Consider the following 9,781-nt stretch of genomic DNA (forward strand, 5'->3'; position numbering starts at 1 on the left):
AGTCATGGCTTCAACTTGCTAACTCTTTAAGGTTCAATTGGTGTGGTATCAACAATTTCGCCCTGGTCCACCTTTTGCACATAGGCGGTCTTAATCGGATTATGTTGGTCGTTGATAGTAAAATTCCCGGTAATCCCTGAGAAATCCTTGGTTTCTGCTAGGGCTTGGTTGACGGCCTTGCTATCTACCGATTGGGCCCGTTTAATAGCGTCAAAGGCTAGACGCGCCCCATCGTAGGCCAAGGCAGCAAACATATCAGGGGCATGGCCAAATTTTTCTTGGTAGGCCTCCATGAATTTTTTGAGTTCTGGACTAGGGTCATTGGTGGTGTAATGGGCCGTGTAATAGACATTAGTCATGTTTTGCTTGCCGGCGAGATCAATAATCTCTTGGTTCCCAAAGCCATCTGGCCCTAGAATTGCCGCCTTAACCCCTTGTTCACGAGCTTGCTTAATCAAGGGTCCAGCTTCCTCGTAGTAACCGGCCACAAAAATCACATCGGGTTCCTTAGCCTTCAAACGGGTAACCAGGGAGTTGAAGTCGGTATCCTTAGCATTATAAGCTAATTCATCAACAACCTCACCTTGGAAATACTTCTTAAATTCATTGGTCAAGTTTTGCCCATAGTCGGTCGAATTGTCCCGGATTAAAACGGCTTTCTTGAACTGGTTATCATTAGAAAACTTAGCCAAGGCTTGCCCTTGGAAGGCGTCTTGGAAGCAAACCCGGAAAACATTGTTTAAAACCTTGCCAGAACTATCAGTAGTCAAGCTGTCGCCGGTTGCCATAGGCGCAATCACGGGCAGGGAGGAGGCGCTAGAGATCTGCGCTTCCATTAAGCCGGTGGTAGCTGGACCAATGATTAAGGATACTTGGTCATTAGAGATTAACCGCGAAGTATTGGCCGTGGTTTCTTCACTAGTAGACTTATTGTCCAAAGACACGTATTCCACTTGTTTGCCAAGTATTCCGCCCGCCTGGTTGACCTGGTCGACGGCTAATTCCACCCCTTCATTTCCTGGGCTACCATAGCCTGCTGTGGCACCGGAGAGTTCCCAGTTGCCGCCAATCTTAATCACATCTGCTTGGTCGTTAGACTTTTCCTGAGTTTGGGTTAAAGAACCACAGGCAGTCATCATTAAGCAACTGACGACGAGGGCCAACCCCTTTATATTGCGCTTGATCTTCATAGCTCATCCTCCTTTTCTCTACTAATTGATTATTAAATATCAGACAATTCTGTCTTTAATTTATTTTTTATTGTATTTTATTTATCTATCCCTGTCAATAATATTTTATGACTTAACATTTGGACAAAAAAAGAGCCGAGACAAAAATCTCAGCTCTTAAGGTCTGACTGTCGCACTCTCTAGTTGAGTTCAGACGCCAGCCTTGAAGTTGCTTCAGAAAATTCCAACGCACAGTCGTGCTGTGCTTTTGGTATTTTCCTCCAGCAATTCAAGTCTCTGACGGCGTCCTCACATCCTTATTTCTGATCTTTTCATCTTTTCTTCCAAGGAATCTCCCTCCCTGATCCTTCCTCACATCCTTTTTATTCCACACCTTTTAGGGCTTCTACCATGTCGACGTGTTTGAGTTTGACATGCATGATTCCCATGACTATCAGGGTAAAGAGATAGGTTAGGGCAATGGAATAGAGGTAAGAGGTCCAGTGGATGGTGTGGGGGAAGATTAAATTATCTACTTCCACGGTTTTTAAGATATATCCTGTCAGACCGTAGCCCATCAGGAGACCAATGAGAATGCCTGCTGTGGTGAGCAGGAGGGTCTCCCTAAAGATATACATGGTCACTTCATTAGGATAGGCACCAAGGACCTTGATGGTAGATAGTTCCCGAATCCGTTCAGACACATTAATATTGGTTAAACTATAGAGCACAATAAAGGCGAGTAAGGCGGCGGCAATAATAAGAATTAAAGTCACCACATTTAAACTTTCAATGGTGTCATTAAAGGCATCACGGAGACTCTGACTAGCGTAGGCAGCCAGAACATGGTCGGTGTTTTGTAAGTCTTCCAAGACCTGCCCTTGACTGGATGACTGGCTTAATTGGATTTGCCCCATATTCGGTGCCGGCAAGTCCTTGTCAATTAGGTTCTTATAGGTATTCTCATTGATAAAGCAATCATGGAAGATATAAGATTCTACGATTCCTCCGACCGGCAGGCTAATGGTTTGCCCGGATTCATTGGCCAGTTCAATCGTATCGCCTTCAGAAAGTCCCAGTAATCGCGCCAATTTCTGACTTATGAGGGCTTCATTATCCTTTAAATCATAAGCTTTTTCCGGGTCATCCACGGCATTAAAAGCGTAAAAGTCATGGTAAGGACTATCCGCATTAAATACTCGGAGACGAACGGTTTGGGTATTAATATTAGGATCGGTGGTTTCCAAGTTAGTGGTATAGGAATGGAGAACCTGGTCGACGCCCTCAGTAGCTTCCACCGCTTCCCGGACGGCTTGGTTATCCTCGGCATTCAAGTCATTGGCGTATTGGGCCACGATATCATAGGACTCAATCACGGTATATTGGCGGTCAGCCAGACCTGAAATCGAGTCAGAAATGCCAAAACCTGTCAAGACCAAGGCGGTACTCCCAGCCACCCCAATGACAGTCATCAAGTTCCGGCCCTTATAACGGAACAGGTTACGGAGGGTAATCTTCATCGAGAAGTTGAGATGACTCCAGAACCACCGCCATTTTTCTAAGAGGATATGTTCCCCTTGCTTAGGCGGTTTGGGCCGCATTAATTGGGCGGCATTTTCTTGGAGCAAGTGGCTGGTGGTAAAGATGGCCGGTCCCACTGTGGTTAAGAGGGCTATGCCCAGGGCTAGGAGGATATCTTTCAGGTAGAAACCGTACTGGATATCCGGCAGGGTATACATCATCCGGTAAGCATTGTAAATAATATTAGGGAAGAGGAAGTTACCAATCCCTACCCCGATCACGGTTCCTAAGAGACTGGCTAAACTAGCATAGAGAAGAAACTGCATGGCAATGTCTCCTGACCCGTAGCCAATCGCCTTCATAGTCCCCACTTGTGAGCGCTGCTCGTCCACCATTCTTGACATAGAGGTGTAGGACACCAGGGCAGCCACCAAGAAGAAGATCCATGGGAAGACTTGGGCGATGGCAGAAATCCGCTCAGCATTATCCCCGTATTCACTAATTCCTGATAAGGCACTGCGGTCATTGACCAGGTAAGTGGGGGCTTGGAGTTCTTCTAACTGCTTGGCTTGCTCGTCGAGGTCTTTAGTTTTTTGGTCGATTTCTTCCTTAGCCGATTGCATTTGGTCTTGGCCTTGGGAGAGCTGGTCTTTCTCCTGGTTGAGCCGGTCTTGGTTGGCTTGGAATTGGCTAGCCACTTGACCCAAACCAGCTTCTTCTAGGCTCATGCCAGCGGGCAACTGACTCTTGATCCCTTGGACTTCTTGGTCCAAATGGCCTTGGGCTTGGTCTAAAGCCGATTTGGCCTGGTCAAGTTCACTCTTTTTACTGTTTAAGTCATCTTGCGCCTGGTTAAGTTGTTTGCGCCCCTCATCAATAGCTTCTTGACCATCACTTTTGGCCTCTTGGAGTAAGTGATTAGGCCGGTCTTCAAGGGCGGACTCGACCTCCGCTTTTTTATCGGCAACCATTTGGTCGTAGTCATCACTATAGCCGTGATATTGACGGGCATCGGGGATGCGGATAGAAACGGCAGAGTCGTATTCGCCTGCAAAGGCATCCGGACTTACTACCGCAAAGGCATCCAAAGCCCCGTCACCGATACTGGTTTGTCCCCGAATTAACTTATCAATATACATGGGAGAGTCAACAAAGCCGACCACGGTGAAGCTATCCTGCTTGAGCTTGGGAGCCTTGTCATCATCCGTCTTGCCGGCTTGGTTGAAGGTAATGGTATCCCCAATGGCAATATCTACCTGGTTTTCAGCAATTAGCATATGGTCAAGAGCAATCTCTTGGTCATTTTCCGGTAGGCGGCCTTCCCTCACTTTGAAATGATTGACTTCTGCATCTAAGGCATTGAAATTAGGGAAGATCCGGTAGAGCAGTTCCGAGTCTTCCGACTGGCGGTCGACGGTCTTATAAGATAAGCTATCGATCCCATCCACTGACTCTAAAGCATCCAGGTCTTCAGAACGAATTCCCCAGGTTGACTGGAGAGAAAGGTCTTCTAAGTAATAATCGTCATAATATTGGTTAGAAGTGTTCAGCATATTTGGCGCCGCGGCCCGGATTCCCACAAAGAAACCCGTTCCTAATAAGATAATTCCAAAAAGGGCCAAAAACCGCGCCCAGGAATTTCTAATTTCGCGCCAAGCGTTCTTCCATAAAGCTGTTTTTTTCATGCTTACCACTCAATCTCTTCTACTTGCTTAGGATCGTCCTGGGTGACATTGGATTCCACCTGGCCGTTTTTAATCCGGATCACCCGGTCAGCCATGTGGGCAATGTTTTGGTTGTGGGTAATCACCACGACTGTGGTTCCATTGTCTACTGACTGTTTTTGTAAGAGCTTGAGCACTTGTTGGCCGGTGTCATTATCCAAGGCCCCGGTAGGTTCATCACAGAGTAAGAGTTTGGGATTCTTGGCAATAGCCCGAGCAATCGATACCCGTTGCTGTTCCCCACCAGAGAGTTGGGCGGGGAAGTTATTTTCCCGGTCTGCCAAGTTCACTTCCTTTAAAACCTCGCTAGCGGTAAAGGACTGATCGGCAATCTGCTCGGCCATTTCCACATTTTCCTTAGCGGTAAGGTTAGGAATTAAATTATAAAACTGAAAAACAAAACCCACATTATCGCGGCGATAAGCGGTGAGCTCACGTTCATTAAAGTTGGCAATATTTTTACCGGCTACCCAGATTTCACCACTGGTCGCCTGGTCCATGCCGCCTAAAATATTTAAAACCGTTGACTTTCCGGCCCCTGAAGGCCCTAAAATGACCACAAATTCGCCTTCTTCAATAGTGAAGGAGACATTATCGTTAGCAATCACTTGGCTATTGCCTTGGCCATAGCTCTTGCAAACATCTTTTAGTTCAATATAAGACAAGTTGACCACCCTTTTTGTACAAAATACTTCTTATTAATATAATTATACTAATTTCTCATGAAAGAAACAGAAAAGCAACCGATATCGTTCGCTGAAAATAGCCTCCCTACAAAGAATATGATAGAGTAAAACTAAATTAATCGAATAAAGAAGAGGAGATTTTTACATGCCCAACTTAGAAAATGTCCGCCTCATTGCTATCGATATGGATAAGACCCTGATTACCGATAGCGGCGAGCTTCCCGACCGCTTTACCAGCTTGGTAAAAGAGCTCGCCCAAGTCGATGTCCTGGTCGCTATTGCTAGTGGACGCCCCAATTATACCTTAAAAGCTATGTTTCCTCACTTAGAGGACCAAGTAGCCTTTATCTCGGATAACGGCGGTTATGTCAGCTACCAAGACCGTCCCCTATACCAAGAACTAATCGACCCTAAGGACTACCAAGCCATGGCCCACTTTACGGAAAGCATCCCCCATAACATTGGGGTCCTGTGTGGCTTAGACGGAGCCTATGTAACTAAGGAAGCCAAGCGCTATGATGAAGCCTTGCGCTATTACTACTACCAACTGAATTATGTGGATGACCTCAGCCAACTGGACCTTCCAGCCAACAAATTCACCATTTACCTGCCTAATAATGATAGTAAGGCCCACCATGACCAAGACTATGCCCCCAAGTTTGGGGATGACTTCTCAGTGGCTGTCTCGGGCTTAGACTGGATTGATATCACCGCTCCTGACGTCGACAAGGGGCAAGGCATTAGCCATTTGGGCCAAGCAGAGGGAATCACTCCCCAGGAAATGCTGGCCATTGGTGATAACTATAACGATATCCCCATGCTAGAAGTGGCCGCATATAGCTATGCCGTTGCCAATGCCCATGACGATATTAAATCAGTCGCTAAATACCAAGCGCCTTCTAATAATGACCACGGAGTGATCCAGGTCATGGACCAAGTCCTTCAAGCGAAACAAGCTTAAGCCATCAAAAAATGCCCAGTTCATTCTGGAGCGGTCAACAAGCCGTTGAAGAAATATCAACTAGCTTGCTTTGACCCGCTTCCACAGAAAAAGCTTGGGCATTTTTTATTTTTATTCATCAGCTAATTTGGCAAAAATCATCTTGCCCGCATTGGTTTGAATGGCACTAGTCACTTCGACTTCGAGTTCTTCATCCATATGCAAGCGTCCTTCTTCCACCACAATCATGGTGCCATCATCCAAGTAACCGACCCCTTGTTGGCGTTCGGTTCCTTTTTTAATGATATGGACTTGCATGCGGTCGCCAGGAATAACCACGGTCTTCATGGCGTTGGCTAATTCATTTAAGTTGAGGACCTTAATTTGATGGAAATGGCTGACCTTGTTGAGATTATAGTCGTTGGTTACCACCACCCCATTGACTTCTTTAGCCAGTAGCAGCAACTTCAAATCGACTTCTTCCTCTTCTTCAAAGTCGCCCGCATAAAATTCCACCGGCAAGTCATCTAAGGCTTGGATAGCATTTAAGACATCCAAACCCCGCCGGCCCCGGACCCGCTTAGAGGCATCGGAAGAATCGGCAATGTATTGAAGTTCCTTGAGGACAAAGTTGGGCACTAAAATTGTCCCTTCGATAATCCCAGTCTTTAAGACGTCCAGAATCCGACCATCAATAATGACACTGGTATCCAATATCTTATAAGGCTTGAAGTTTTCCCATGCAACGCTCTCTTGACCCGACTCCTTATCGGACTTGGCTGGACTAGGCTCACTTTCAGCCTTCTCTTCATCACTAGCGGTCTCCTTGTCTTGGACACGGTCCCGTAAATTACTGATACGGATATTACGGAAGAAGGCCAATATCTCATCACTCTTCACCCAGAGGACAAAATATCCTAAAAAAGCAAAGAGAATGGTCAGAACAACCGGCAAGACATTACTGATAAAGTAAATGTCCAAGGCAATCAAAGGAATATTAATCAACCAGGCCAGAATCAGCCCCATAACAATCCCTAAGAGGGCGATGAGGATATTGCTGATCGGTAGATCGCGAATCTCCTTCTCTAAACGTCTGACCAGTTTCTTTTCAAGCGGTTCTAATAATTTAATAAGAATTAGAAAAATAAGTGCTCCAATGATGATATTAATCCACGCTTGATTAATAAAGGTGTGGGACAAATTGGTCCACCGCCATAAGATGGGGAGGAGATAGTAACCAAAGCCTGCGCCCACTAATAACCACAGAAAATCAATAATCTTGGCCCATACATCTAATCGTTTCATCTTGTCACCTCCTTTCAATAACTATTATTTTATTTTCTATTACATTATACACAATATATCTTTTAAGTGTTAGTTAATTATACTCCCTATCACCCCTGAGGAGGAAAGACTTCTTTGAGAACTTGGGTCAGGGTCTTGGCACCAATAATTTCAATGTCTTGACTATCTGTCGCCAGGCCTTGGAGATTCCCATAAGGGATAAAAATCCGTTTAAATCCTAATTTTTCCGCTTCTTGGATCCGTTCATTAATCCGGGAAATCCGGCGAATTTCACCGGTCAGGCCAATCTCACCCACAAAGCAATCGCTGGCCTGGGTCTCCTTCTCCCAGTAACTGGAAGCCACAGCTATAGCAATAGCTAGGTCAATGGCTGGTTCATCCAGTTTAACCCCACCGGTTGACTTGAGATAGGCGTCTTGGTTTTGCAACATGAGATGGGCCCGCTTCTCTAAGACCGCCATAATGAGAGTCACCCGGGAATAGTCCAAACCACTGGCCGTACGACGGGCATTACCAAAGGCCGTGGCCGACAAGAGGGCTTGGATTTCGGTTAGGATCGGACGGGTTCCTTCCATAGAAGCAACCACTGCCGACCCATTGGCCCCCATGAGCCGTTCTTCTAAAAAGAGCTGGCTGGGATTGGTGACCTCTTCCAGGCCCTGGCTTTTCATATCAAAAACTCCGATTTCATTGGTCGACCCAAACCGGTTTTTGACCGCTCTGAGGATGCGGAAGGTGTTATGCTTCTCCCCTTCCAAGTACAAGACCGTGTCCACCATGTGTTCGAGAATCCGCGGTCCGGCAATATTGCCTTCCTTGGTCACATGGCCGACCACAAAGATGGCGATCCCAGAGCTCTTGGCAATATGCATGAGTTCACCAGTCGCTTCTCTGACCTGGCTGACACTGCCGGCCAGGGACTCATTATTAGGATGGACCATGGTTTGGATGGAATCAATCACTACAAAATCAGCCTGGGTATCAGAAATCGCCGCTTGAATAGCCAAGAGGTCGGTTTCAGCATAAACAAAGAAGTCCGCATCCTGGTAGCCTAGGCGGTCAGCCCGCATCTTGATTTGATGTAAACTTTCTTCACCGGAAACATAGAGGACCCGGCCACCATTATCACTTAATTGCTTAGCTACCTGGAGAAGCAGGGTCGACTTCCCAATGCCGGGATCCCCACCAATCAGGACTAAAGACCCAGGGACTACCCCGCCACCGAGGACCCGGTTGAACTCGCCTAAGCCAGTCTTTACCCGTTTTTCTTCCGCCTGGCTGACTTCCTTGAGGCGTTCAGGCTTGGCTTTTTTCTGATTGACCTCTGTCCCAGCTTGGCGGATGGGCTTCCCCGCAATTACTTCTTCTTCCAGGGTATTCCAGGCCCCACATTGGGGGCATTTTCCATACCACTGAGGTGATTCATAGCCACAGGCCTGGCAGGTGTAGACAGTTTTTCGCTTCTTTTTAGCCATTCCTTCCCTCTACTTTCTCTTATTGTCCGGAACTTCCAAAACCACCACTCCGCTCCTTCAGACCCCCACTATCTTGGTCAGTCTTCAGGTAGGGAGTAAAAATTCCCTGGGCAATCCGCTCGCCCTTCTCAATCACCACATCTTCCAAGCCAAAGTTGAGCAGTTGGACATAGATATGGCCTTCATTGTTGGCGTTATTATAGTAGTCACTATCAATAATCCCCACTCCATTAGGTAGGGTGAGGTTACGTTTCCAAGGGTTACTGGACCGGGAAATAATTTGCAGGTATTCATCACTAGGCATATAGGCCTTGAGCCCGGTCGGGACCAAGGTAGGTTGGGTAATCTTCGCTAAATCGCCTTCTCCCTGACCCGCAGCCGCTTTGACTGCCGCCGACCAAAAGGACGGTAAAATCACCCGTTCAGCGGCCTCAATATCATAGCCAGCCGCAAAAGTGGTTTGCCTTTGAGGCAGGTGTATCCCTTGATTTTTGTAGGAACTGACAATTTCAAATCCTCTTTTTGCCATTACTTTCTTCACGCTCCGCTTCTTTTATCCATTATATAATGGAAGGACCACTTCCCAAAACAAAAGCCAAAGCCTTAAACAAATTTTATCCTTCTTTGCTTAGGAGATTTTTTCCCTTACAATGATTAAGAAATACATCGTCTAGAAGCAATAATAAAGGAGTTTACTATGAATCGTTATACTGTTGCCTTCATTTTTGGCTTGATCGCCTTCGCCATTGCCCTCTACCGCCTCTTCAAAACCCGGGTTTCCGGTAAGGAAAAGCTCGACCATTATTTAAAAATTTCTTTCTGGGTCTTTATCGGTCTGGCCATTATTGCCGCTTCTTTCGGCCAATACCTGGGTTTAAGATAAAAAACATACTAAGATTAGCTCGAAGGTAAATCGACGGATTTATCTTCGAGCTATTTCTTTTTTTAGATATAGTGTAAG

At 46.3% G+C, this 9,781-nt stretch carries 8 protein-coding genes; 2 read left to right on the forward strand and 6 right to left on the reverse strand.

Going from position 1 to position 9,781, the window contains the following annotated elements; all coding sequences use genetic code 11:
- Positions 1-26 precede the first annotated feature (26 nt).
- The 3 genes from JFU01_RS04615 to JFU01_RS04625 form a co-directional block, all read right to left on the reverse strand.
- Positions 27-1,190, reverse strand: coding sequence for an ABC transporter substrate-binding protein (locus JFU01_RS04615; RefSeq protein ID WP_195855711.1), 1,164 nt, complete (start codon positions 1,188-1,190; stop codon positions 27-29).
- A gap of 362 nt (positions 1,191-1,552) precedes the next feature.
- Positions 1,553-4,375, reverse strand: a complete 2,823-nt coding sequence (locus tag JFU01_RS04620; RefSeq protein WP_195855710.1) for an FtsX-like permease family protein — start codon at positions 4,373-4,375, stop codon at positions 1,553-1,555.
- Between the two features lie 2 nt (positions 4,376-4,377).
- A complete protein-coding gene (locus JFU01_RS04625; RefSeq protein ID WP_013669167.1) occupies positions 4,378-5,079 on the reverse strand; it encodes an ABC transporter ATP-binding protein in 702 nt (233 codons plus the stop codon).
- A 166-nt stretch (positions 5,080-5,245) separates the two neighbouring features.
- Between JFU01_RS04625 and JFU01_RS04630 the strand changes: the two genes are divergently transcribed.
- Entirely contained in the window at positions 5,246-6,061 is an 816-nt protein-coding gene (locus tag JFU01_RS04630) for an HAD family hydrolase (RefSeq protein ID WP_195855709.1), read from the forward strand.
- Between the two features lie 111 nt (positions 6,062-6,172).
- Here JFU01_RS04630 and JFU01_RS04635 read toward each other — a convergent pair whose 3' ends face one another.
- The 3 genes from JFU01_RS04635 to JFU01_RS04645 form a co-directional block, all read right to left on the reverse strand.
- Positions 6,173-7,345 (reverse strand): PIN/TRAM domain-containing protein, encoded by a 1,173-nt coding sequence (locus JFU01_RS04635; RefSeq protein WP_195855708.1) that lies wholly within the window; start codon positions 7,343-7,345, stop codon positions 6,173-6,175.
- Between the two features lie 89 nt (positions 7,346-7,434).
- Positions 7,435-8,820 (reverse strand): DNA repair protein RadA, encoded by a 1,386-nt coding sequence (gene radA / locus JFU01_RS04640; RefSeq protein WP_195855707.1) that lies wholly within the window; start codon positions 8,818-8,820, stop codon positions 7,435-7,437.
- A gap of 19 nt (positions 8,821-8,839) precedes the next feature.
- Positions 8,840-9,349, reverse strand: coding sequence for a dUTP diphosphatase (locus JFU01_RS04645; RefSeq protein ID WP_195856003.1), 510 nt, complete (start codon positions 9,347-9,349; stop codon positions 8,840-8,842).
- A 168-nt stretch (positions 9,350-9,517) separates the two neighbouring features.
- On the opposite strand from JFU01_RS04645, the gene JFU01_RS04650 reads away from it, so the two are divergent.
- Positions 9,518-9,703, forward strand: a complete 186-nt coding sequence (locus JFU01_RS04650) for a hypothetical protein (protein ID WP_195855706.1) — start codon at positions 9,518-9,520, stop codon at positions 9,701-9,703.
- Positions 9,704-9,781 lie beyond the last annotated feature (78 nt).

The sequence above is a fragment of the Aerococcus sp. Group 2 genome (assembly GCF_905125285.1).
Taxonomy (GTDB): domain Bacteria; phylum Bacillota; class Bacilli; order Lactobacillales; family Aerococcaceae; genus Aerococcus; species Aerococcus urinae_E.

What these genes read in the sequence shown, in the direction of transcription:
- JFU01_RS04635 (WP_195855708.1), bottom strand. Translation starts at nt 7,345, where the DNA reads ATGAAACGATTAGATGTATGGGCCAAGATTATTGATTTTCTGTGGTTA.
- JFU01_RS04620 (WP_195855710.1), bottom strand. Translation starts at nt 4,375, where the DNA reads ATGAAAAAAACAGCTTTATGGAAGAACGCTTGGCGCGAAATTAGAAAT.
- JFU01_RS04650 (WP_195855706.1), top strand. Translation starts at nt 9,518, where the DNA reads ATGAATCGTTATACTGTTGCCTTCATTTTTGGCTTGATCGCCTTCGCC.
- JFU01_RS04630 (WP_195855709.1), top strand. Translation starts at nt 5,246, where the DNA reads ATGCCCAACTTAGAAAATGTCCGCCTCATTGCTATCGATATGGATAAG.
- JFU01_RS04615 (WP_195855711.1), bottom strand. Translation starts at nt 1,190, where the DNA reads ATGAAGATCAAGCGCAATATAAAGGGGTTGGCCCTCGTCGTCAGTTGC.
- radA (WP_195855707.1), bottom strand. Translation starts at nt 8,820, where the DNA reads ATGGCTAAAAAGAAGCGAAAAACTGTCTACACCTGCCAGGCCTGTGGC.
- JFU01_RS04645 (WP_195856003.1), bottom strand. Translation starts at nt 9,349, where the DNA reads ATGGCAAAAAGAGGATTTGAAATTGTCAGTTCCTACAAAAATCAAGGG.